21 protein-coding genes and 4 pseudogenes are annotated in these 23,299 nt (G+C 45.5%); 8 read left to right on the plus strand and 17 right to left on the minus strand.

Annotation, left to right across the window (positions count from 1 at the left end):
* Nucleotides 1-187: 187 nt before the first annotated feature.
* The 4 genes from RIB93_RS31815 to RIB93_RS31830 form a co-directional block, all read right to left on the minus strand.
* Complete coding sequence (locus tag RIB93_RS31815) at nt 188-2,227, minus strand: CHASE2 domain-containing protein (protein WP_446379200.1); 2,040 nt, start codon at nt 2,225-2,227, stop codon at nt 188-190.
* Between the two features lie 17 nt (nt 2,228-2,244).
* Complete coding sequence (locus RIB93_RS31820) at nt 2,245-3,075, minus strand: hypothetical protein (RefSeq protein WP_446379202.1); 831 nt, start codon at nt 3,073-3,075, stop codon at nt 2,245-2,247.
* Between the two features lie 88 nt (nt 3,076-3,163).
* Nucleotides 3,164-3,652, minus strand: a complete 489-nt coding sequence (locus RIB93_RS31825) for a universal stress protein (RefSeq protein ID WP_446379204.1) — start codon at nt 3,650-3,652, stop codon at nt 3,164-3,166.
* A gap of 202 nt (nt 3,653-3,854) precedes the next feature.
* Entirely contained in the window at nt 3,855-5,021 is a 1,167-nt protein-coding gene (locus RIB93_RS31830; protein WP_446379206.1) for a pyridoxal phosphate-dependent aminotransferase, read from the minus strand.
* 466 nt (nt 5,022-5,487) lie between these two features.
* Between RIB93_RS31830 and RIB93_RS31835 the strand changes: the two genes are divergently transcribed.
* Entirely contained in the window at nt 5,488-5,859 is a 372-nt protein-coding gene (locus RIB93_RS31835; RefSeq protein ID WP_446379208.1) for a J domain-containing protein, read from the plus strand.
* Between the two features lie 61 nt (nt 5,860-5,920).
* Here the strand turns inward: RIB93_RS31835 and RIB93_RS31840 are convergent, their stop codons facing one another.
* The 4 genes from RIB93_RS31840 to RIB93_RS31855 form a co-directional block, all read right to left on the minus strand.
* A complete protein-coding gene (locus RIB93_RS31840; RefSeq protein ID WP_446379210.1) occupies nt 5,921-6,730 on the minus strand; it encodes an ABC transporter ATP-binding protein in 810 nt (269 codons plus the stop codon).
* A 29-nt stretch (nt 6,731-6,759) separates the two neighbouring features.
* The gene (locus tag RIB93_RS31845; RefSeq protein WP_446379212.1) at nt 6,760-7,608 is read right to left on the minus strand and encodes an ABC transporter permease; all 849 of its coding nucleotides are present in this window, start codon (nt 7,606-7,608) and stop codon (nt 6,760-6,762) included.
* 141 nt (nt 7,609-7,749) lie between these two features.
* Nucleotides 7,750-8,775, minus strand: a complete 1,026-nt coding sequence (locus RIB93_RS31850; protein ID WP_446379214.1) for an ABC transporter substrate-binding protein — start codon at nt 8,773-8,775, stop codon at nt 7,750-7,752.
* 106 nt (nt 8,776-8,881) lie between these two features.
* A complete protein-coding gene (locus RIB93_RS31855; protein ID WP_446379216.1) occupies nt 8,882-10,441 on the minus strand; it encodes an OmpA family protein in 1,560 nt (519 codons plus the stop codon).
* 371 nt (nt 10,442-10,812) lie between these two features.
* Here RIB93_RS31855 and RIB93_RS31860 point away from each other — a divergent pair, with 371 nt between their 5' ends.
* Nucleotides 10,813-11,178, plus strand: coding sequence for an EamA family transporter (locus RIB93_RS31860; RefSeq protein ID WP_446379236.1), 366 nt, complete (start codon nt 10,813-10,815; stop codon nt 11,176-11,178).
* A gap of 162 nt (nt 11,179-11,340) precedes the next feature.
* On the opposite strand, the gene apcB is transcribed toward RIB93_RS31860, so the two are convergent.
* A complete protein-coding gene (apcB, locus tag RIB93_RS31865) occupies nt 11,341-11,850 on the minus strand; it encodes an allophycocyanin subunit beta (RefSeq protein ID WP_006097777.1) in 510 nt (169 codons plus the stop codon).
* A 693-nt stretch (nt 11,851-12,543) separates the two neighbouring features.
* Between apcB and glnA the strand changes: the two genes are divergently transcribed.
* The 3 genes from glnA (at nt 12,544) to RIB93_RS31880 (ending at nt 15,979) form a co-directional block, all read left to right on the plus strand.
* Nucleotides 12,544-13,965: a type I glutamate--ammonia ligase gene (gene glnA / locus RIB93_RS31870; protein WP_446379218.1), complete on the plus strand. Its 1,422-nt coding sequence runs from the start codon at nt 12,544-12,546 to the stop codon at nt 13,963-13,965.
* A 193-nt stretch (nt 13,966-14,158) separates the two neighbouring features.
* Nucleotides 14,159-15,232, plus strand: a complete 1,074-nt coding sequence (locus RIB93_RS31875) for a class I SAM-dependent methyltransferase (RefSeq protein ID WP_446379220.1) — start codon at nt 14,159-14,161, stop codon at nt 15,230-15,232.
* A gap of 243 nt (nt 15,233-15,475) precedes the next feature.
* On the plus strand, nt 15,476-15,979 hold the full coding sequence (locus RIB93_RS31880; RefSeq protein ID WP_446345463.1) for a YbjN domain-containing protein: 504 nt from the start codon (nt 15,476-15,478) through the stop codon (nt 15,977-15,979).
* A gap of 174 nt (nt 15,980-16,153) precedes the next feature.
* Here RIB93_RS31880 and RIB93_RS31885 read toward each other — a convergent pair whose 3' ends face one another.
* From RIB93_RS31885 to RIB93_RS31895, 3 genes are all read right to left on the minus strand, one after another.
* Nucleotides 16,154-17,086 (minus strand): response regulator, encoded by a 933-nt coding sequence (locus tag RIB93_RS31885; RefSeq protein WP_446379224.1) that lies wholly within the window; start codon nt 17,084-17,086, stop codon nt 16,154-16,156.
* A 102-nt stretch (nt 17,087-17,188) separates the two neighbouring features.
* Entirely contained in the window at nt 17,189-18,040 is an 852-nt protein-coding gene (locus RIB93_RS31890; RefSeq protein WP_446379226.1) for a response regulator, read from the minus strand.
* 193 nt (nt 18,041-18,233) lie between these two features.
* Entirely contained in the window at nt 18,234-18,413 is a 180-nt protein-coding gene (locus tag RIB93_RS31895) for a DUF6064 family protein (protein ID WP_446379238.1), read from the minus strand.
* A gap of 236 nt (nt 18,414-18,649) precedes the next feature.
* On the opposite strand from RIB93_RS31895, the pseudogene RIB93_RS31900 reads away from it, so the two are divergent.
* Nucleotides 18,650-18,757, plus strand: a pseudogene (locus RIB93_RS31900) (DUF3368 domain-containing protein); the annotation flags it as partial.
* A gap of 30 nt (nt 18,758-18,787) precedes the next feature.
* Here RIB93_RS31900 and RIB93_RS31905 read toward each other — a convergent pair.
* Together RIB93_RS31905 and RIB93_RS31910 are read right to left on the minus strand one after the other, a co-directional pair.
* Nucleotides 18,788-19,036, minus strand: coding sequence for a hypothetical protein (locus RIB93_RS31905; protein WP_446379228.1), 249 nt, complete (start codon nt 19,034-19,036; stop codon nt 18,788-18,790).
* A gap of 226 nt (nt 19,037-19,262) precedes the next feature.
* Nucleotides 19,263-19,391 carry a hypothetical protein gene (locus tag RIB93_RS31910; RefSeq protein WP_446379230.1) on the minus strand — a complete coding sequence of 43 codons (129 nt, stop codon included), beginning with the start codon at nt 19,389-19,391 and terminating at the stop codon, nt 19,263-19,265.
* Here RIB93_RS31910 and RIB93_RS31915 point away from each other — a divergent pair.
* Nucleotides 19,369-19,500, plus strand: a pseudogene (locus tag RIB93_RS31915) (tetratricopeptide repeat protein); the annotation flags it as partial. The gene RIB93_RS31910 and the pseudogene RIB93_RS31915 overlap by 23 nt on opposite strands.
* A gap of 61 nt (nt 19,501-19,561) precedes the next feature.
* Here RIB93_RS31915 and RIB93_RS31920 read toward each other — a convergent pair.
* Nucleotides 19,562-19,738: pseudogene (locus RIB93_RS31920) on the minus strand (cation transporting ATPase C-terminal domain-containing protein); the annotation flags it as partial.
* A gap of 298 nt (nt 19,739-20,036) precedes the next feature.
* Here RIB93_RS31920 and RIB93_RS31925 point away from each other — a divergent pair.
* Nucleotides 20,037-20,741 carry a hypothetical protein gene (locus tag RIB93_RS31925; protein WP_446379232.1) on the plus strand — a complete coding sequence of 235 codons (705 nt, stop codon included), beginning with the start codon at nt 20,037-20,039 and terminating at the stop codon, nt 20,739-20,741.
* 780 nt (nt 20,742-21,521) lie between these two features.
* On the opposite strand, the pseudogene RIB93_RS31930 reads toward RIB93_RS31925, so the two are convergent.
* Both RIB93_RS31930 and RIB93_RS31935 read right to left on the minus strand, forming a co-directional pair.
* Nucleotides 21,522-22,025 (minus strand): annotated as a pseudogene (locus tag RIB93_RS31930) (Uma2 family endonuclease); the annotation flags it as partial.
* A 357-nt stretch (nt 22,026-22,382) separates the two neighbouring features.
* A partial coding sequence (locus RIB93_RS31935) for a flavin-containing monooxygenase (protein WP_446379234.1) occupies nt 22,383-23,299 on the minus strand: 917 nt, incomplete at its 5' end.

A 23,299-nucleotide genomic window follows, 5' to 3' on the forward strand; every position in this document is an offset into this window, starting at 1 on the left:
ACCGACTCCGGTACAAAGGAAGGCTTTAGATTTGTTGGGTGTCAGCCTAATATGTACCCAGTGAGCCTGAAACTGAAATCGCCCTAAGCGGGGATAGGCATACAGTGTAGCGATTTGTCAAAGGGGAACTTCAGATTAAAACTTACCCAAAAAGTCAAAATATGGGTAGCTTTGGGCAAGTATTTGGTTACAGTTGCTTACCCTCTTTTTGCTGCAAAAAATCCTGCAAATCCCTCTGCACCTGCTGATATAATTGTGGCGATTCTCCCGTTAACCCAATTAAACTATATAATTTTACTTTTCCCGCCCGTCCTCGCACTTCTTCTTCCCCCACTGGCACTACCTCAACCTTATCTTTAACAACCTGATAAAGAGAATCGGTAATCAAAATATCTGTGCCAAATTTTTTGGTTAACCCCTCTACCCGACTGGCTACATTCACCGCATCACCAATCACCGCATATTCTCGACGACGCTGAGAACCAATATCTCCGGCAATCAATTCCCCATAATTAATCCCAATCCCATTAAATAACGGGATTCGTTCTTCCTGACGCCATTCCTCGCGTAGCTGATGCAAGGCTTTTCGCATCCCTAATGCCGCATGAATGGCATTCATGGCATCGGTTTCTTCCCCCTCAGATACCGGACAACCAAACTCTGCCATTACCGCATCGCCAATAAATTTATCCACAGTACCGCCAGCATCTAAAATCACCTCAACCATGTCATTGAGATATCGATTAAGCTGGCGCACTAATCGTACAGGCGAGATTTGGGAGGATAGGGTGGTAAAGCCGCGAATGTCGGAGAATAAAATAGCGGCTTTTAATTTACGTCCTTTGAGTAATTCCTGATAATCATCGTGCTGCTTGAGAATTTCTTGAACCACAGGTGCGGCGACATACCGTTCTAAGGTACTGCGGAAGTGGCGTTTTTCAATTTGATCCCCAATGAAAAGTGCTGTAAAGTAGGAAAAACTATTGAAAGTCATCGCGATCGCAGGGACGGCAATGGGAAAAAGCAGTCTGGCGCTGCTATAGCCTAAAAATGCTAGTCCCACCCAAACCACTGCCATCCCCAATCCCCAAAACAAGCTTGCCGCAGTACGTCGGGGCAGTTTATACAACAGGATAGCGGTTCCCCCAACCAGGACAAACACAAACAATCCCTCTAGCCTTGGATTCGTGATAGCGGCGGCGATTGAACGTCCTTCCATTAACGTTGCGATCGCGTTAGCATGAAGCTCTATCCCTGGCATGTTTAACTGGATAGGTGTCGGCACAAAATCACCGATATTTTGCTCATCGGCTGTTGTGCCAATCAAGACAATTTTGTCTTTAAAGGTTTCTTCTCGTAAATGCACGTCCCATATATCTGATGCCAATACCTGCCAAAAGGGAATGGTAGTAAAAACACCTTGATTCTGAGTTGGGGTTCCGTAGAAGAAAACCTGACTCCCTTTTGGGGGTGGATAGCTAACATTTGCCACGTCTAACGTCGCTTTAGCAAATGAAGGAATCATTTCTAATCCCAACGGTTGCAGAATTTCTCGGCTGTATTCATTCCCCAGCCGATACACATTCCCATCCACCTCTGGGGGTAAAAAGTTGACTAAACCCAGTTGCACCGAATCTGGATAAAGTTCGGGTAACGGCTTATACAACTCAAACGTGGTAAACCCTTGGGGATCAATGGTATCTTCGTAGACAGCCGCTAGCACGATGCGATCGCTATACTTCGTTAATGCTTGTTTAAACGGCTGATCATCTTCAGCACCATACCCACTGGGAAGATCAAACAGTAAATCAAAGGATACTGACTTAGCACCCGCCGCCATTAACCGTTCAAGCACCTCAGCATAAGCCGTTCGCTTCCAGGGAAACGGTGGTGTTAGTAAATCAACCACTAACGCCTTATTCGGATCAATGGGATTGCTGTAACGTTCTGATGCCGTCAACGATTGATCATCAATCGCTAAAATTACAATATCATCAGGCGGTGCAACGGGTCCACGTAATTCAATGAACCACTTTTGGCTTTGCCGTTCAGCTAGCTGTATAAGTGTTCCCTGCCAAACCGTTACTCCAGCACCGACAACCGTCCAGAATCCCATTAGCATCAAACCAATTCGTTCTGGACGCCAAAACGGTTTGGAATGATTCCGGCGTCGCCGTCGGATGCGTTTTCGTCGTTGTTTTTCTAGCCATTGCCACCAGTGATTCATCGCCCTAACTCCACCGCTTAAAAAGGATTGGGAATTGACGGCACATTGTCTCTTAATACATCGGGGATCTCTATTTGCGGAAACTGCTCATTCAAAACTTCTTCTAGTTTATCAATTCCCGGAATTCCAATATCAAACCCTTCAAATAAAGCCCCCGTAACAATTTTTTCAATTTCGTCTTTTGACAGTTCTATTACCGTCCCTAACACCCCCTCCGGACTAATATTAATTCCTTGACCTTGACGTAATAAAACGGGTTGGGGGTTCCACAAATTATACCGTTCGCTCAAGGCGACTTCGCCCTGTAAAACCTTCACTTGCGCTTGTTCATTGTCATCGACTTCCATCAAATAAACGGTTCCCCGTGTCACAGCAGTAATCGAACCGACACATCCTTGCGCCCCCGAAACCACACTTCTACCACTTCGTAGCCGCACACAGCGACTCCCCACCGTGAGTGCCGAATTTTGTCCAAGTCGCACCCCCGCATTGTTATTAAACAGCAAATTTACCCGTGCTTGTTTGGTACTCACTGTTTGTCCCAATGTAGCAACTGCATTAACTTTGGCGGGTTTGTTTTGGATATACGCTTGATTTCCCCCTAAAATTTCTACTATTTTGGCTTGACTAATTCTTTGCGCTGATGCTGGCGGATTGTGCCATCCCAATGCCATCACGATTAACAAACCACTGATAAAACTGACTAAAGATTGCCACCTCAATGTTCTCCCTGGCATCAACGTCTTAGTTGTCTCACCGTGATTCCCTGCTAATTTTACTCTCTGGGTTAAACTGAGAATCTGTTTCTTTAAATTAACCCAACTTCTCAGCCTAAGTTTATCGTTCATAGACGCTGATTAACGTTAAATTTTTGTCCGAACTCTATGATATCAAAGACTTAGACAGATCAAAGGCTTACCAATGACATAAGACCAATTAGGTTTCCGACGTTTCATTCGCAACCCCTTGCACCACTAAAACTGAGCAGGGAACATGATGGAGAACATGATTACTGACACTGCCTAAAAGCACTTCAGTTAAACCCCGACGACCTCGACGACCAATAACCACTAAATCAGCATCCCAACTTTTTACCAAGTCTCGAATTGCACTCCCAGCATCTCCAATTTTACACGTCCATTCTGTTGCCACACCTTCATCTGTTGCCTTCTGACAATAGCCAGCTAGCCATTTTTGAGTTTCATCCGTCTCCTTTCTCATTTTTTCTTGCATACGACGGGAGAAGTCAACCAATTCTCTACCAAACATATCTCCATAAAAACCTACACCTTGGTTTTCTACAGGCAAGCAATGAAAGAGCATCAATGCCGCATTTTCTTGTTTGGCTAGATCTAGGGCTTGGGTAAAGATTCCCTCAGTTTGAGCAGAATGGTCAAGGGCGACTAATATTCTTTTATAGGTCATCGGTGTTATCTCCTAATTTTTAAGGAACAGTTGTAAGTGTTGATTGTTTATCCTTCGCTTCGCTAGTTGGACATAGTTTTGACCCTTGGCTTCGTTCAGAGAACCTAATTTATAGGGGCGGGTTTAGGGATTGTCGTTTCGCTGTTGATGACAACGTTTATTCAAAACCCGCCCTGACTGCACCTAGAACCAAAGGCTCAACTTAACTTAACTGGCGAACAAATTTCTCCAATCGAGCCATACCCTTTTCAATGGATGGCATATCAGTAGCATAGGACAGACGGATACAGTTATCGACACCAAAGGCAATACCGGGAACTGTCGCTACTTTCTCAGCTTCTAAAAGGTTATTACAAAACTCCAGGGATTGGAGTCCAGTTTTGCTAATATCGGCAAAGACGTAGAACGCCCCATTGGGTTGAGAACAACGAATTCCCGGAATATTATTCAGGCGTTCGTATATGACTTGTCGGCGTTTAGCAAAGGCAAGGCGCATTTCTTCTACACAGTCTTGGGGATTTTCCAGGGCTGCGATCGCGCCATACTGGGAAAAGGTACAAACGTTAGAGGTACTGTGACTTTGAATCGTGGTAACTGCCTTAATTAAATCCACAGCACCCGCTAAATACCCCACACGCCAACCTGTCATCGAGTAGGCTTTGGCAAACCCATTACTGGTAATCGTGCGCTGGAATATATCTGATCCAATAGCACCAATACTCAGATGTTGAGCGCCATCGTAAAGAATCTTTTCATAAATTTCATCCGAGACGACTAGAATATCCCGTTCCACAATCACTTGGGCGAGGGCTTTGAGTTCCTCTGGGGTATATACCATCCCGGTAGGATTCGAGGGGGAATTGATAATAAATAGCTTGGTTTGGGGCGTAATCGCCGCCTGGAGTTGCTCTGAGGTGATTTTATACCCCGTTGACACATCCGTTTGCACAATAATCGGCGTACCCCCTGCCAGTGTGACCATTTCCGGATAGGAAAGCCAATAGGGGGCGGGAATAATCACGTCATCCCCCGGTTCAATCAGCGCTTGCATTAAACCAAATAGGGAATGCTTACCGCCATTGGTGACAATGATATTGTCCGGCTGGTACTCTAACCCGTTATCTTGGCGCAGTTTATTCGCGATCGCTTGCCGTAATTTCGGTTCCCCAGCGGCGGGTCCATATTTGGTTTTCCCCTCATCTAGGGCTTTCTTCGCCGCCGCCTTAATATGAGCCGGGGTATCAAAATCCGGTTCCCCGGCGCTGAAACTACACACATCCAAGCCATCGAGTTTCATCGCCTTGGCTTTGGCGGAAATCGCTAGGGTGAGAGAGGGAGAGACTTGACCAACTCGTGCTGCTAACTGCATTTTTACTCAACTTGAACGACTAGACGGTGTGTGAAAAGCACCTGAAAAGCTAGGGTAAGGGCTGGTGTGGGTTGTGGGCGAAAGGTTCAAAGCATTATAGCGATGTCTCAACCCGCCCTTCCTCTGTGCAGACACCTTTTTCAACACGCTCTGAGGAAATATACTACTTGATCTCCGTCTAATTACCTATTTTTCACCCCTCCTCTAGATTAGTTAGGGTTGTTCAACTTAAGAACGGGTAACTTGATCTGATATGACCTATATTGCTATAAAAACGCTCAAACTCTAAACAATTGAGTAAACAGGAGGATTTAAATTTGTTAACTTACGTTAACGAAAACTTACAAATTATATCTTTCCTAAACAGATGTATTTTTTTGCATGATTTCAGCCACAATCCTAGAGAACTTGAATTACTATTTTTATCAATATCAAGATAGTGCTGTCACTCGTGAGGATGGTATAGATGTTAGACGTAGAACGATACTACCGAGTCTTAGACCTAGACCCTAGTGCCTCACCCGAGGAAGTCCACCAAGGGTATCTAGATATGACGTGGGTATGGCATCCTGACCGTTTTGTCGGTCATCCCCGCTTACAACGGAAAGCCCAGTACAAGTTACAAGAACTGAATGAAGCCCATGAATGTTTGCGTTATAAATCGGCGGCTAACGGTAGAAAAATGGGTCGTAAGTCAAAATACTCAGCCTCACCATCCCCAGGTTTATCCAAATCGCCAACCCAACGGAAGCCAGGAAAAAAGACTCCGCCAACGGTTAACACGAGTAAACCACCGATTCATTTTAAAGCCAATCCCATTGATGATTGGTTAGATTAAAATTAGGGAACAGGGAACAGGGAACAGGAAAAGGCAAATACCTATAACTCTTAACGCTCAATCAGCTCCGCAAAAGTGCAGCTTCTGGTTGATCTGTGAGTAACTCAATAATTTGATCGGTGTAGTTTTGAAACGCCGACAAACGCTTAATTTTTAGCCTACGTCCATCAGAATGATCAGTTACGCGATCGCGAGGTAAATCAATCGTCAGTTCCCCTTGAATTGTACCCGGTTGCGTCGTCAGCACATAGATACGTTGGGAGAGAAACACCGCTTCCCCTACATCATGGGTAATCATCAAAATCGTTGTACCCGTTTGTTGCCATAATTGCAGCAGGAATTGCTGCATGGCTTCGCGGGTTTGCACATCTAACGCGCCAAAGGGTTCATCCAGGAGTAAGACTTTCGGTTGACACGCTAACGCCCGCGCGATCGCGACTCGTTGTTTCATTCCCCCGGATAGTTCTTTGGGCAACGCTTTAGCAAACTTCGATAATCCCACAACTTCTAAATAATAGGATATCTGCTGCCGTCGTTGCGTTTTAGATAGTCCCTGTAACCTTAAACCAAATCCCACATTCTTGGCTACCGTCATCCAGGGATAGAGGGTATAACTTTGAAATACCATCCCTCGATCTGAACCGGGTCCAGTCACTCGCACGCCATCGACACAGATTTCACCTGCCGTTGGTTGATCCAACCCGGCAACTAGACGTAATAACGTCGATTTCCCTGAACCCGATGCACCAACTACACTCACAAATTCTCCCGATTCAATGTGCATGTTGATATCTTTAAGGGCAACCGTGACGCCCTTACGACTGGAGAATTGTTTATAAAGTTGAGAAACAGTTAATTTTGTATTTTTCATTTGTCATTGGTTATTAGTTGTTTCAATCCTTAATCTATAGTCCATTTACAGGATACTCGCAGCAACAATCTAAATAATAAATCGAAGCTTAGACCAATTAATCCAATAACAATGAGTCCAGCAAAAATTTGATCGGTTCTCAGAAACCGCTGCGCCACACTAATCCGGCGTCCCAATCCTTCAGTTGCTGCCACTAATTCTGCCACAATCACTAAATTCCAAGAGGCGGCAATATTGACCCGACAAGCATCGATAATACTGGGCAGAATAAAGGGGAAAATAACATTCAGTAAAACTTGATGGCGTTTTCCCCCTAACGTATAAGACGTTTCAATTAACTCCTTGGGGACAAACTTCACCGCATCCATGACCATCAGTGTATTAAAAAATAAAGTGCCGATAAAAATCAGCAAAATTTTCGGGGTTTCGCCAACACCAAAGTATAAAATGAGTAACGGAATAAAGGCTGGCGCAGGCATATACCGCACAATTCCAATAATCGGTTCCATTAGCGCCCGAATACTGGCAAAGGTTCCCATGAAAGTTCCCAAGGGAATCGAAATCAACGCGGCGAGGAGAAAACCACAGAGAACCCGAAATACACTTGCTACAATATCCTGGCGCAAATCGCCACTTGTCCAAAGTGACACAATCGCTTGCCAAACATTCTCTGGTGTCGGTAAAAACAGAGGCTCAACCCACCCCGAATGAGAAACTAGCCACCATAACCCAAACGGAATACCGATAGACAACACCATCAATGTCCAGGTCAAGGATTTGGGAATATCTTCGGCAATACGCCAAAATAGGGTAGGTTTCAGTGTTTGAGGAGAATATTTTACCTCTCTTGTACACAAATTTTCAGGAGTCCGAGTCATTAGGGTTTACCAGAAACGATTGGCTGTGATTATCTACATTATCTTCTTAGGTCAATACACAACGGGTTCTTGTGGATAAACATTCACAATAAATGACGACAAACCCGATTGTGTATGAGAGCAAATCAGCCCCGAATAGATTTAGGTTTTCTGGTTCTCAGCATAGGCTTTGACAAAGCGATCATCTAAAAGTTGATCCAAATCAGGGGCTTGTTCAATCAAACCCGTTTCTAGCAGAAATTTACTAATTTCTTCAGCCGCATAAGGCAGCGATGTCATGTCATTTCCCGGTTCAAACGCGGCTAAATTATCCTCGATACTAAAAATAGTCGTTCCAGCATCATAGTCCTTATATTCATCAACCGTAACTCCTGCTCGTTTGGCTAAAATCTGCAAAGATTTTTCCGAATTTTTATCCATAAAATCCAGCGTATTAAACCACGTATTGACTAAAGCTTGTACCGCTTTCGGGCGTTCCTCAAGCATTTGCCGACTCACAACCAGATGATCAGGAATTGCACCAGGAAAGTCTTTTGAACTAAACAACTCTTTACTCCCAGGACGTTCTAATGCCTTGGTTGTAAACGGCGCAAATACACCCACAGCATCCACCTGTCCGGCAACAAAGGCGGCGGCGGCTGCCCCTGTTTCTAAGGGTTTAATTTCCACATCATCTGGAGACAATCCAGCTTCTTCTAAACCCAATAGTAAAAGGAAATGATCAACTGTACCCTCTTCTATTGCAATCGTTTTCCCGGCTAAATCCTTGACCTCATCAATTTCTTCACGAACAATAATTTTGTCATTTCCGGTTGAATTATCATTGACCAAAACAATGACTTGATCTGAGCCAGCCGCAACAGAGCTAATCGTGTCATTTAAGGTTTGGGTATTGGCATCTAACTGACCTGCGGCTAGGGCATTAATTGAATCCAGATAACCATCAAACCATTTCAACTCAACGTTTACATCATTGGCGGCAAAGAGTTGTTCTTCCTCAGCAATTTGCCAGGGTAACCAACCGGGCCACGCACTGAATCCCATCTGAACGGCTGGTGTTGAAGGGGATTCAGAGGTAGAGACATCAGTAGCAGGAGTACAGCTAACCGCAATCGTTAAACTGACAAAAAATAAGGTAAACCAGGTAACAATAGTCCGAATTTTCATAGGTTAAAACTCAAAATTGAACACTTGGTCGGGGCAGTTTTAGTGACATTTGGGTAAACGAATAAAGGATAGTAGTGAAACCCACCCCTACACAATCAAAACTTTCTTAGTTAACCCGAACTAAGCGTATTTCTGTACGCTGTTGACGGGGATCTGTCGGCGGAATTCCAGACAGGGGTTGATTAAAGCCTTTGCCTTCTGCGACAAGGTTATGCTTAAGACCACGATTTTTGAGATAGTTCACGACAACTTGGGCACGTTTTTGACTCAAGGTTTGGTTCAGCGCTGCTGCCCCTGTTTTTGAGGTATGACCAATCACCCGCACGGCTAAAGTTTGGGGATTAAACTCCTGAATTTCAGTGGCTAACTGATTCAGGGTTTGTTGCCCTTGACTGGTTAATGTTGCTGAACCGACACCAAATTTAACTTCTCCTCGCACTTCTAAGTTGCCAATATCCGGTGCGGCAGTAATCTGTTGGGCGGAGACTTGCGGCACAGCGGCAACGGTTTCTCCCTTTCCAGAAAGTCGGTCTGCCAGTTCTGGATTATCGGCACGCACTAAGCTAATTAAGGTTTCGGTATTATTGGCGGCTTTGGTGAGAAACTGAGGTGAAAATAAGCTCTGGGGGGCTTGCGGAACATCATTTAATCGACCGGCTAAAACTAATACGGCGGCGGTGGAACCAATCCGTTTTTCTAGGATATTATCACTCATCCATTGCTGGGCTTCAGAGGCAGTAAAAAAGTCAATTCCCTGTAAAACGGCACTAGCTTCACTAGAAGATAATTCCCCATCTTCTGCGATTTGCGTTTTTAATTGGGAAGGTTCGCGAACATTCACATCAATCCGGCGATAGTAGGCTTCCAGTAATTCGGAAATTTTTTCCGGTTGAGATTCAATCAAACGATTAGATGCCACAATCACATCCACAATGGCTTGGGGTGCATCCTGACTGGATAAAACGACAGTATGTCCTTGTTTTTTGGCTTGGGTGACATAGGGTTCCCAAATCACCGCCACCGCCACATTCTGATTGGGATCTTGTAAAAGTTGCCACGCCTCAGACGCATCAGCAACTTTTTCGACTTGAAAATCAGCCAGCTTAAACGCCTCAAACTTGGTACTCAACACCAGCGCCAGGTACTCACTGGGGGTATCGCCTGCAAAGGTGAGGGTTAACTGTCGTCCTTGCGATCGCTCTTGCTCAACTAATCGCTTAAGATCTAAGAGTGACTTCAGGTTGGGATATTTCTTCGTATTCAGCACAACGGCATCAGCGCCTACCGTGCGGTCAATCAAGCCAATAATTTGTCCTTCGGGTTGTTGTTGCAGGAACTGATCTAATGTCGTGACTAATAAATCGGCTTTTCCCTGATTCAATAATTCAGCCCGTTTGGCTTGATCAAACTCATCTTGATACTCCAGTTTCAGCCCAACCTCTTCTAATGCCTCTTGAAACGGCTGACTGCGAAACGTGCTATAGCCGCTGAATGTATCTCCCAGAATTCTCAGTTCACCTTTGGCGGCTTTGGTTTGACTCTGACTTGACAGATTAGGAACTAGATCAGGTGCCGCCTTACTCAACACCCACAGACCACCTCCAATCAGACCCAAGGTAGCGGCTAAAGCTAAAATCAGTACCAGTGGATTATCGCGTTTACTCATAACCTATAATCGACCTATTCTATTTCACTATGCTAGCGGTTGATTTATTGTACTTTATGTAACATTTTTGCGCGGGTTTCTGTAAAGTTATGGTTTTTACGATGTCACCGCATCCATGAATCAACCTCGACGCCGTAGGTCTATTCTCACTCAAGCTCTCAACCCCCATTGGTTTTTTAGTGGACATCTACAAGTTTCTCTCTAAATTTTGGCAGATTCCATGGGAAAAAGTCAGGAATGAAGCACGGATAAGCTCGGAATAAGTCAGGATCTCACTCAAGATGGCTCAAGTCAATTCAGATAAATGTCACGCGGCTTAATTCTAAATCGGTTGAGCAACAAAGGCTTATTTCTGTGACATTCAGACTAAGATAGTTCTACGCTCAGTGGAGAATTTTTTCATGAATGCCTATTTCGCTTTAATTATTTCGATTATGATTGGTATCGGTGGGCAACTAAGCCTTAAAGCTGGCGCTATGCAGGGTATTGGCAATAAGCTTTTCTTTCTTCAGCCCTACATTATTGTGGGATTATCGTCTTATTTCTGTGCTTCTCTTTTCTATATCTTTGCCCTTAGGGAAATCCCTGTTTCTGTGGCTTTTCCCAGCGTTTCAATTAGTTATGTAGCGGTGGCTTTTCTAGCTCACCTAATTTGGGGGGAACCGTTTGGTATCAGACAGGTTATCGCCCTAGTACTGATTGGTCTGGGAATATACACATTAAATCATTCATCTTAGACAACGGTTAAAAACTGCACCCAAAGATAGTTACATTAAGTATTGTTAGAGTTTGTCCAGCAGTGGTAGTAATTGTGAATACCAAGAAGGGACATTAAACACGTCCCTAATCATCTGTTTGTTCAAAAACCTCAATGTTACCCTTTGGGTGCGAAAAATGGGTTAAATATCGCGTTCGCTCAATTCACGAGTCATGTAGTCGAATGGCTGATCCACAAATGCCGTATTAGCAACTCCAGTGGCGGCGACTTGTTCTTTCAGGATATCTTTCATAATTTGAATACCGCGAACAGTCGGAGCGATGGGAACCCCCAACGAATTGTAGGTTTCCCGTAACCCTTGCAAGACTCGTTCGTCCAGGACATCCATACTCCCGGCAACCAGTGCATAACTGGCATAGCGGAGATAATAGTCCATATCCCGCAGACAAGCCGCATAGCGACGAGTCGTGTAAGCATTACCACCCGGACGAATCAGTTCCGGGACGTCTTCAAAGAGTTGCGATCCTGCCTGCTTGACAATTGAGGCGGCGTTGGCATTAATCACTGCTGCTGCCATGATTCGGGCTGTACCACTGTCAAAGTAAGATTTGAGTAAATCGATCGCATCGCGATCGAGGTAACGACCGCTAATATCGTAGTTTCTAATCAGGCTTGTAATCGCATCCCGCATGAGTCGGCTCTCCCAATCTATATATCTTTATCTATTTATATTGCCAGTTATTGCGACGCTCTCATCAAAAGTCTCTGGAATGAGAATTCCTGCGCCATTCTTGATCACATAGGCTGGACTGCCCAAATATTGCTCCCAAAGCAACTTGGCTTATCTGCACTAGAATACGTCATTGTTGAGCGGATTGACAAATAGGGGACGGGCAATCCTTATCATTTTGTAATATTTAATACAATTTAATCTTTTTCTTAGGATATCAAGGATCAGGAAACGAGATTCTGTAACTTTGGATACAAAAGCTCCCTCAACCTCTCCCTAGGATGAGTCAGATGAACAGGAGACAGGTTTCAAGCCCAATCAGGTTGTTGAGGTAAACCTGAGATGGTACGATAACGGCTCCCCGGCTTAGGGAAAAAGTTCGCACCCAACTGTATCTTGTCTCGTTTCTCACACGCAGGAGGCAAGCTGATCGGGTCTACCCGTGTTTCCATCTCCTGCCATTATCAACCGTATCGTTTCCTCATCTCATGTCTAGTTGGTTTGTGCGACACTTGATTCCTAAGTTCCCCCGTCGTCCTAAGCGTCAGGTTTAGGACAGACACCACCGTCTGTCGAGGTCGGTGAGAACTACAACTGCCCCACCGTTATTTGAACTTTTCTAAACAATAGCCCACTTGACAAAAGGAGTCATTCATGCCAGAAACGCCACAAGAAGTCTTGAAAATGATTCAAGATCAAGACATTAAGATTATTGACCTCAAATTCATTGATATGCCAGGGATCTGGCAGCACTGCTCGTTTTACTATGATCAAATTGACGAAAGTGCTTTTGAAGATGGGGTAGCGTTCGACGGGTCAAGTATTCGCGGTTGGAAAGCCATTAACGAATCGGACATGTCAATGGTTCCCGATCCGAAAACGGCTTGGATCGACCCATTCATGAAAGAAAAAACCTTGAGCATGATCTGCTCGATTAAAGAACCCCGCACGGGTGAATGGTACAGCCGTGATCCCCGCACCATCGCCCAGAAAGCACTGGACTTTTTGAAGTCCACCGGAATTGGCGATATTACCTTTTTTGGTCCAGAAGCTGAGTTCTTTATCTTCGAGGATGTTCGCTTTGATCAAACAGAGAGCAAAGGGTTCTACTACGTAGATAGCGTGGAAGGGCGTTGGAATTCTGGACGGGAAGAAGCTGGCGGTAACCTGGGATATAAACCGCGTTACAAAGAAGGATATTTCCCCGTCTCGCCTACGGATACGATGCAAGACATGCGTACCGAAATGCTGCTCACCATGGCTCAATGTGGTGTGCCAATTGAAAAGCATCACCACGAAGTTGCCTCTGGGGGACAGAACGAACTCGGTGTCCGTTTTGCACCAATCGTGGAAGCCGGTGACTTCTTGATGGTGTACAAATATGTGGTTAAAAACGTCGCCAAGAAGTATGGCAAAACTGCCACCTTTATGCCCAAGCCAATATTTAACGACAATGGTTCTGGGATGCACACTCACCAGTCCATCTGGAAGGATGGGAAGCCCCTGTTCTATGGCGATGGCTACGCTGGGTTGAGCAAGATGGCGCTGCATTACATCGGCGGTTTACTCAGACATGCGCCGGCTTTGTTAGCTTTAACCAACCCAACCACCAACTCCTACAAGCGCTTGGTGCCGGGGTTTGAAGCGCCTGTGAACTTGGCTTACTCCCAAGGAAACCGTTCCGCCTCCATCCGGATTCCCCTGTCTGGTGACAATCCCAAGGCGAAGCGGATGGAATTCCGTTGTCCTGATGCGACCTGTAATCCCTATATTGCCTTTGCGGCGATGTTGTGTGCAGGTTTGGATGGGATTAAGAATGAAATTGATCCGGGCGAACCGTTGGATGTGGATATTTATGACCTCTCACCCGAGGAATTGAGTAAAATTCCGTCAACTCCGGGTTCTCTGGAAGCTGCTTTAGAGCATTTGGAGAAGGATCATACCTTCTTAACCAGTACAGGGGTCTTCACCGAAGACTTTATCGACAACTGGATTGCCTACAAACTCGACAATGAGATCAACCCGATGCGGTTGCGTCCTCATCCCTATGAGTTTTCCCTCTACTATGATGTCTAGTCTCAACCGTTAGCACACAACCGTTAGCACAAAATGACAAAAAAAGCCATCCTGACCGGGTGGCTTTTTTCTGCCTGTATCTCTCTTCAATGCTGCAAGTAAGGGAAGCCGGGGAAGCCGGAAAAAACTTTTCTAAATTTTTAGTTACAATACTTTACAAACGACGATCAGGTAACAACCAGCTTAACCACTCATGTCTGATACTTTCACAAAACTGGCATATCAAACATTCCAGCAAGGAAAAGCGGCTTTTGCGCTGGCACACAAAAACACAGCATCACAACTACGGAATCTGATTAATCCCCCAATCAATCAGCTTAGAACCAAACCCCTCTCTCCAGACATCCTGCAACTACTTCGGCAAAGGTTAGAGCAGATTCTGGAAACTGATTGGCAGGATGCACAGCTTGGCGTTTATCCGGAAAGCCTGCTGTTTGATAACCCTTGGGAAGACTTCTGGCGCTACTATCCAGGGATTTGCCTGGATTTACTGAATATCTGGGAGAGGGTCAATCAGAATAAATATCAGGAGTTCTCGCCAGATATTGATATACAAAATTATCCGAACTACTATCGGCGCAACTTCCATTACCAAACCGATGGCTACTTGAGTGATACCTCAGCCAACCTGTATGATTTGCAGGTCGAACTTCTGTTCAATGGTGCGGCTGAGCCGATGCGACGGCGCGTACTTGCACCGTTAAAGGAAGGACTCAAAGCCTTTGATGCAGTGGCTCCTCAACAAATTAGAGTTCTCGATGTCGCCTGTGGAACAGGTCGGACTTTGAAGATGATTCGGGCAAGTTTGCCAAAAGCGTCTCTATTTGGCACAGATTTATCCCCAACTTATTTGCGTAAAGCCAATCAACTCTTATCCCAGATTCCGGGAGAATTACCCCAACTGATGCAGGCGAAGGCGGAGGAACTGCCGTATCGGGATAATTATTTCCACGGTATCACTTGCGTGTTTCTGTTTCACGAACTACCACCGTCTATCCGTCAGCGCATCATTGAGCAATGCTTCCGTGTGATTCAACCGGGAGGGGTGTTTGTCATCTGTGACTCAATTCAGGCGATTGATTTTCCCCAATTCATGCCCATGATGGAAAACTTCCCTGCTATGTTCCACGAACCGTACTACAGACACTATATTACCGATGATTTAGTCAAACGCCTCACTCAGGCGGGTTTCGAGGCAATTACAACTCAAAACCACTTTATGAGCAAGTACTGGATTGCTCATAAGCCTGAAGACGCTACGGTGTAAAGCTTTCTCGGCAATTAAGATATTAAGATCCCCAACTTCTTGAAGAAGCCGGGGATCTGGATTTTCGGGTGTTCTGCTGTGAAGTTAACTATTTTATGGATCGATCTCGATAGAATAAGCTTGAGGATATTCCTGTATCCAGGACACCAAATCTTGGGATTATGGCGTGAGATGAATTGCCGGATTAGGCAAATACCACGCCTTGTGTTATATACAATTGTCAATTGCTATAGAGAAACGTTTATGACCACTAAAAAATCAAGTTCGGAAACGGTGTCTACTGAAGGCTTGTCAACGGAGGAGATTGTTTCCACGGAGTTTATCCAAGACAAGACTACCGTCAACTATGTAGAAACCATCGAAACAGTCATCTCTAGCCTGGAGCAAGATGACAGTGCTATGGTTAGCCATAACGATGAAGGCTATCTCTGGAAGTTTAAGTATGGTAGCGTAGAAGTCTTTGTCCAGCTAACGGGTTCTACAGACGAGGATACATTCACCGTTTGGTCTTCGGTGCTGAACCTCCCGGCAGAAAAAGAAGCCGAATTGATGCGTAGGCTTCTGGAAATGAACTGGTCAGATACCTTTGAATCCCGTTTTGGGATTGTCGATGATCAAGTGGTGGTGTTATCGTCGCGCACGGTGGCTGAACTATCGCCGGGAGAAATTTCTCGGGCGATTACCATTGTTGCCACTATTGCTGATGATAATGATGAAGCGTTGCAAGAAGAGTTTGGCGCGGCTTGAGTTGTACTTCAACCAGAATCCGCCTTTACACCGAACAAGGTGAACTCTCAGCATAATTGGCATGTCTGTTTTCTGGTAGGGGCGGGTTTAGCCATTTATTTAGATACTCACCAATAAATGAACAACAAAACCCGCCCTCTTCACTCAATGTTAGCGATCGCGTCTATGCTATGTTCAATTTGTGTTCATGAACAGCGCGATCGCGAGTAAGTTGCTCAGATCTCTCAATCGCTCTATTGTCGGCTGATCCCAATGGCGCGGGGTTATGCATTGATGGACACACAGCCCCCCTAATCGTTGACCGTGACTGATTAAGGGTACAATTAAAACGGCTTTGGCTTTTAACGGAGTTAGTTGCGCGATCGCAACATCTGAGAGTTCGGTTTGCTCAATATCCTCTTGCTCAATATCCTCAATCGCGACAATTTGCCCCTGTTGGTACCGTTTCTTATAATCTTCCTCTAAACCGGGATCAGCAAGGCAAAGTTCTAGTACCGAGGGATATCCGGGGGCGACGGATTCCACAATCGATTGATCCCCTAAGGTATAAAAGATGACTCGTTCAACCTCTAACTGAACTCGCAGCTTCGCCACCGTGAAATCCAGCAGCGTTAACACAGGAGTAGACTTACACAAGCGCTGGAGAATCTCTGCCAATAAAGCATCCCACTGTTGTAAACGCTGTAATTGCTGGGTGGCTTGTTCCGCCTGTGTTAAAGCTTGAGCCGCCGTCAAGAGACGCCGTACTCGTTGGGAGAGAACCGCCCAATAGATGGGTTTGGTAACATAATCAGTTGCACCTACGGCAAAAGCATGATCCACAGAATCTTGATCATCGAGAACCGTAATCATTAAAATCGGGATGCGATCGCCTCCTGGTAGAGAACGCAAACGCTGACAACAGGTAAAGCCATCTAATCCCGGCATAACTGCATCCAACAGTACCATGTCTGGCTGATAATGCAGATATTCACTCAGACACTGCTCCCCATCCTTCGCTTCCACGACGCCATACCCTTCTTCTGTCATCGCTAAATTGAGTAATGAGCGCATTGAACGATCATCATCAACGACGAGGATTAAAGGTTGATCAGGCTGAAAATCCATAGTAGGAGGGTAGGTGAAAGAATGGTTTTGCCGTAGGGGCTTGGTTACCAAGCCCTTCGCCTATATTTGTGTCGCCACGATTTTAATCGCCCGATAGTCTGATTAAGAAATGGGGATTGGGGATTTTGACACCTGTTGAAGTAATGCTGTTTTCACCTTCTCATACTCTACCTCGATCTGAACCCGTTGCTCCGCAGGGACTTCAGTTATACCCGCACTTGCCAAGGCTTCCAACTTCTTGCACATAAGGGAAAGAGTGACAGCACCCAGATTCGCACTACTAGAACGGAAACTATGAGCCGCCTGTCTTAGAGCCTCTGCATCTTGGGTTGCGATCGCGGATTGAATGGCTTGGAGTCGTTCGGGTGCATCGTCTAAATACTCTCCTACAATTTTATCCAAGACAACATTGGCTTTTGCTCCCGCTAATTTCTGTAAGGATTGCCATACCTTGGCATCTAATACCTCCGACTCCTGATCATTCAAGGTTTGCGGCAACGGAAAAACGCCTTCCTTTTCCCCCTTGTCTCCCTCATCTTCTATATTTAACCCCCCATTACTATCCGATAGGTTTTGTAACGCCTGAAGCAGTTTTGGCAACTCAATCGGTTTAGTAATATAGTCATCCATTCCCGCCGCCAAGCACCGTTCTCGATCACCCCGCCGAGCATAAGCCGTAAGCGCAATAATCCGAGGACGTTCGCCAGCAGCCCACTGCTCACATATCTGGCGAGTCGCGGTTAAACCATCCATTTCTGGCATTTCCACATCCATAAACACGACATCATAAGACTGGCTATGCAAAGCCTGTAACACCTCTGCACCGTTACTCACGACATCAGCCTGATAGCCTAATTTCTTTAGCAAAAGTACGGCAAACTTCTGATTCACGCGATTGTCTTCCGCTAGCAATATCCGTGTTTTATCGTTTTTTGTTAAGGATGTGGTTTGCATTGGGTTATGTCTGTTATGTTGCCTTATTTCTGTCTTTTATTTATTGTGTAGTAAAAAGCCTGTTGAGACATGCGCCAGATTGCCGAATTCTCCATGCCAAATCGACGTAAAGTAATAATTTGATTTAGAAACCGCTCAAATTAGAGTTGCAGCTAAGGTGCTGACTCAGGGTAGATTTTATGCGATCGCACATTTAGCTGTCCGGCAAGACTATCCACTGGCGAATGGTGACGGTCAAAAGTAGGAGACCGATAACCAATAGACCGAGATCTGGCACAACATCCAACAGCCATGCTGCACTTGTGCCAACCAACGTCCAGACAAGCGGTACAACCAGGACATACAGGGGTTGCTTATGCCTCAGAATCAGCAGAAACCCAGGCGATCAAGATCACCTGAACAGGTTCTACCGCCTCGTTATAACGCACAAAAACGTTAAAGAATTCGTCCGTACCAAAGGGTAACTGCATGATTCCATCCCATCTGATGCAGAATCGCTTATCCTTAGAATCAGATCCAACACGAATTAGGGAAACGAGGACTTTGTATCAACTATGATGTAGAGGAGTTTCAGTTGGATATTCAAACCTTGCAGTCAATGGGCTTACTATGATTGTTGTCAGTGATACTTCACCCATCACCAATCTGGCAGCAATTGGTCAGCTCGATTTATTGCGGCAACTCTATAAAACCATCATTATTCCGCAAGCTGTTTATAGCCATCCTATTTAGGGTCAGCGGACGAAGTTAACGAGTGCGATTTGACCGTTTTTGCATCCACCACACTATCAGACCGACAGGAAGCGCTATGAGAACTCCCACGATTATGTGAAACAGTACGTCAAGGAAATTGTAGTAGGAAAGATAAATGGGAATGACAGCTTCAGGGCTATCCGAGGGTTGATTTTTAGTGATAATTGTTTTTACAGGTTCAGAAGTGACTTGAGAGGAGATACCACTGACGGCTAAACCTGTGCTGACAACGGCAATTAACAATTCTAATCGTTGTTGTCGTTTTTGAGCAGCCGATTCTGTGGCGCGATCGCTTTCGGCTTGTTCGATGTCTACTCGTCCCTGGATGGCGGTTAGTGCTTTTCGAGTAATCCAGTTCCGTGTTGGAAGTAGACTAAATCTGATTGAATTTGTTCGGTGAAGAGGCGGTAGTCTTAGTTGAAAAAGCGGGATAGGAAGCTGATGTCTTCGGCTGGGAGTTGGCTTTGAATTAGGAGAGGTGAGGTAGCGAAACGGAAGGCTGTGCAGCAGTTAAAGCGGCTTCTAACTGAGCTTCGGCAGCTTGGCGCGATTGGGCAAAGCCCAGCGCCCTAAAGGGCGATCGCTCTGGTGAAGCCATTACCCTCAATAATATCGGTGGGGTCTACCATGCTATCGGGCAACCGCAACGGGCATTAGCATACTACAACCAAGCTTTGCCCATTCGCCACGAAGTTGGCGATCGCGCTTAACTAAATGCCATGTCGTCTTACTGAACCTCATTGACCTCCCGGATCGGCTGTCTAGCACGTCGGAAAGTCCCGGAACGTAAACGGCAACCAGTAGCAAGGCAGAACAGAAAACGAGCGCCTCCCAGACGTAGGGGTTTTCGGTAATTTCGTTCCTCAAGAAACCCGATTTCTGGTCGCGCACGTTGAAGACGTGCCACAAGCGCGAGAAACCCAGGGTCAGAAAGGAAGTTGACAGTGCCCCCCAAAGTCAAAGCAGCGCTTCCAATGCGCCAAGCATCAAAGGCAGGGCGGTACCTAGACACAATCTGTTCAGCCTGCGTCCGCCTGAAAATGACTGATTCAGCCTATTTGCCCAGTAGTACTGAACTGCCCTCTCCAATAAAATTAGACCTGAACAAAAATGCTATCTCTCTTAATCCATATCTGGTCGCAGCAAAATAAAACAGCGATCGCACCGTCTTAACCCATATCGAGACTGACGTTGTGCGATATCGCTGCCCTAACTAGCTCGCTATGCAATAGCCCGCAGATCGATGGTCGGTGCGCCTTCGGCTGACATCACCAGCGGGTTAATCGTCTTTCACTTGCAGATGGATTTGTGTGTTTTGTATGAAGCGTCGAAAATAGCCGACCACTTGTCTGTAGTCACAGGTACAGAAATTTGGACCATGAGAAACACGCCTAAGTTCATGAATATCAATCCCTTACGCCTTACCGCCATCCCTCGACTGTTGGCAAGTGCCATAATGCTTGCCGCGGTAGCGACCCCGATGGCGCTTGCTGGCGAGTTGGAAGTCACACCCGACCCCGAAAACGTGGTGGCTAATCGTCTCGAAGGTCTTTGGCAAATCAATGATGCGATTAGCGATGATCTTGGTAGCCTGCCACGATGTTTCGAGTCAGTCGAATTTCGTGGTGATAGCGCTATCGTCACTGAAATTCCGTCGGAGTATGGCGAGATCTTCGATGACTCGACTATTTACCTGGCTGGAACTGTAACCCTTACTGCTGAAGGTGAAACGACTCCAGCCTTCCCGTTCCTTTTAACCGAAATGCACGGTACTCCTGCAATCCTCATTTTTGTGCCAATTGATGGACTTCCATTGGGACGTTACGAAGTGATTTTCGTCATGCTTGCAGCGGCAGCGGACTCGTCCAACGATCTGCTGTTTATCGGCTGTGATTACAACGATCAGCCACCTACTGCATACGATCGCATATCCGTAACTCAGCCATAATCTTTGCTTCGGTATTATCTGCTGTCCACTCGTCTGTAGTCACAGACTCAAAAATTTAAACCATGAGAAATATGCCTAAGTTCATGAATATCAATCACTTACGCCTTACCGCTGCTAACAGGAAGTCTTGGTCGTCGTTACTTCGTTTGCCGATTCAGATGTTTTCTTTGAGGAAGATCCTCTGTTTGGTTCGGCCAGTATTGGGTCAACCTACTTTGAGTGAGATTGCGGATCTTACAGACTTTTAGAAATGCACCCTGTTTATAAGTTCCTTGGGGCAAGTAGTCGCAGCCTAACAACGCCCATACACGCCGACCGCCAAAGGTTGATTGGTATGATGCAGAGGTTTTCTGCGGCGAGTGGTGGGCAGCGTTAGCTTGATCGCACTTCACTGCCTTTTCACTCTGCAAAGCGCGATCACACGTTCTCTTCAGTGTGCTCAGGTGCGATCGCGCTTTGTTTGCATCCTACTGCTATCAGTTATCAAGCAGGCTACGCACTCCTCGTCCTCCTCGATTGAGCACGTGAGTCTAAAATCGATAGCAAGTCTCGATTATCATTTAATAGGGCTTGTTCTCTGCTACAAGGACACCTTAGCAGTTCTTGAATTAAGTACAGATAAGCGTTTTGACGACTTTCATCCATTAGGGGCAACTCCCAGCATCCATTCCTGTTAGGCTTTTTTACAGGAAGACAAGCATTTCCGGACAGCCCAAATCGCTTAAACTTTTCCCTCAAAAGAACTTATCCTGAGTCCCTTCCCTCAAGCGAGTCTTCACCGACTAACTGACAAACTGTAATAGTTGGCTGCTTAGGTCTACCAATGAAAGCAACGCCGCCTAATCCTCGATAATCAACAATCCAATATTCTGGAATACCCAACAAAGCATATTCTTCCACTTTACGAGCATAGTCTGTTTCCCAATTTGTACTGACCACCTCAACAACCAACTTAATCGAAGTTCCCAACGTAATCACAGGTTCTCGCTCCCATAACGGCTCATTCACTAATGCAGTTTCATCTAAAACCACGACATCAGGACGACGCGCCGTCGCCGCATCTGTAAAAGGTCTAACAATACAGGTGCGCGGAATAAACCAGGGATGTCCTTGTCGTTCTAACTCAATACTCAGTTTACTGGCTAATTTTCCCGCGACTGTTTCATGAGATCCAGTGGGTTCCATGTCAATTAATTCTCCATCAGCCAATTCATAGCGCGGATTGTTGCTATAGTGGGCGATAAATTCCTCAAAAATTAGAAGCTGAGATGAAGTATAAACCATACTTTAACCTCTGAGTATACGTTACAACTTGTTAGCCACAGTTCTCGCGATCGCGCGATTGAGTAGACGCTGAAGGCTTACCTAGAAAACCAGTCTAGTTATCAAAATCGATGCGATCATTCCTGAAAAATGGTAACGCAATTTACTTTTATATTTCCAGTTATCGGTGAGCTAGGGCGGGTTTTGTTGTTCATTTATCGGTAGGGAGGGCGGGTTTTGTTGTTCATTTATTGGTGAATAGCGAAATTTAGTCCCTAAACCCGCCCCTACAGATTCCCTAAACCCGCCCCTACAATTGGGCTAAATTTGCCCCTACAATTGGGGATAAATCATTTGGAATCATCTACTTTTATTCGGTCAATGTTTAGCCGGGAGTGGACGGTTCTCAAAGTTAGGATATTTGGTATCAATTTGATCCGCTTTTTTGGCAATCCAGTTAAAGAAAAAATGAGCCTGTTTTAACTTAATAAAAATCTGCTGCGGATCAGATAAATGAGTCGTCGGTAACTCTTGTCCCATTTCTTTAAACACCAACCCTAGCGGCACATTGATTTCATCCTGGAGTTGTAGACAACGGGTAAAATAAGGACCGTAAGCCGCAATTAATGAGCCAACCCCGCCCCGCGCTTGTCCCCACCCGATGTAATAGAGTCCCTTGTAATCCTCAATAAACGAACCCCCATAACATTTAACCACGGGTCCTTCAACGCGCTGAAGTTCTTCCGGTAAGAAGGGATAGGCAACATGATAGCCAGTAGCACAAACAATTAAATCAAATTCATGATCACTCCCATCGACAAACTCGACCTTTTTCCCCTGAAGCCGATGCACCCCGGGCTTGGCAATAATTCGACCATGTTTAATATAGTAGGGGACTTCATTATTTAACGTGGGATGTTTCTCAAAAATGCGATGCTTAGGTTTGGATAAACTATAGTCCTCATGAGAGCCAAAAGTCAGCCTAATAATGCCATAAGCCATCAGCCGTTGTAACCATTCTGGCATCCACCATCGCACGATATCAGCTATCGGGACTCCAGCAAATGTTTTGGGAATAAACCAGACGGATTCACGCATACTTAAGACACTCTGACGGCTTACCCGTGCGGCTTCGGCGGCAATATCACAGGCTGAGTTTCCACCGCCAATCACTAGCACTCGTTTATCCCGCAGTTGTTCTGGTTTTTTGTAATCTTTAGAATGAATAATTTCCCCGTGAAATTGTCCCTCAAATTCTGGAAACCGTTTGCACCAATGATGTCCGTTACACAGTA

This window comes from Coleofasciculus sp. D1-CHI-01, assembly GCF_040218875.1.
Classification (GTDB): Bacteria; Cyanobacteriota; Cyanobacteriia; order Cyanobacteriales; family Coleofasciculaceae; genus Coleofasciculus.